Annotated in this window: 2 pseudogenes; both read right to left on the reverse strand. The window is 39.8% G+C overall.

Annotated features, from left to right (window positions below):
- Positions 1-332, reverse strand: a pseudogene (locus F1381_RS27990) (RTX toxin hemolysin A); the annotation flags it as partial.
- Positions 333-343: 11 nt separating this feature from the next.
- Positions 344-508 (reverse strand): annotated as a pseudogene (gene hlyC / locus F1381_RS27995) (alpha-hemolysin-activating lysine-acyltransferase HlyC); the annotation flags it as partial.

Raw genomic sequence — 508 nt, forward strand, 5'->3', positions numbered from 1 at the left:
GCAAAGATAGTCACTCCCCGTTCGGTGAGGCCAATGAGTTTCTCTGCTGTGCCGAATACCTGTTTAGTAATCGCCGTGCCATTCTTTTCATCATACTGGACTTCAATTCCCAGTTCATCTGCCGTCCTGACAAGGTCATTAAGGCTTGAACCCTGTCCTTTATAATCTTTAGGGATAAGTAAAATGAGTCTGTTTCCCGCATTGCGGGTTTGCTCTGCTGCTTTTTTTAATGCATCTTTCGTGCTTTGTCCTGCTGAGTGCAATTTATTTGCAGCGGATTGCTTTGCAGACTGTAGTGTGCTTTTAATTTGTGCAGTGGTTATTGTTGGCATTTAATTACCTCTTAACCTGTTAATGAAAAATTGAAATCTGTCTTGTTTTTTACTTCAGTTATTAACTCGTGGTGATATTGTTTAAAAATTTTATTCGCTAACTGTTTATCAATTTTACCTCCGTGAAATTCTGATACTTTACCAACATGAGTTTTGGGATCCACCCTGATGGCTCG

This window comes from Paenibacillus tengchongensis, from assembly GCF_008973665.1.
In the GTDB taxonomy this organism is placed as follows: Bacteria; Bacillota; Bacilli; order Paenibacillales; family Paenibacillaceae; genus Paenibacillus_AQ; species Paenibacillus_AQ tengchongensis.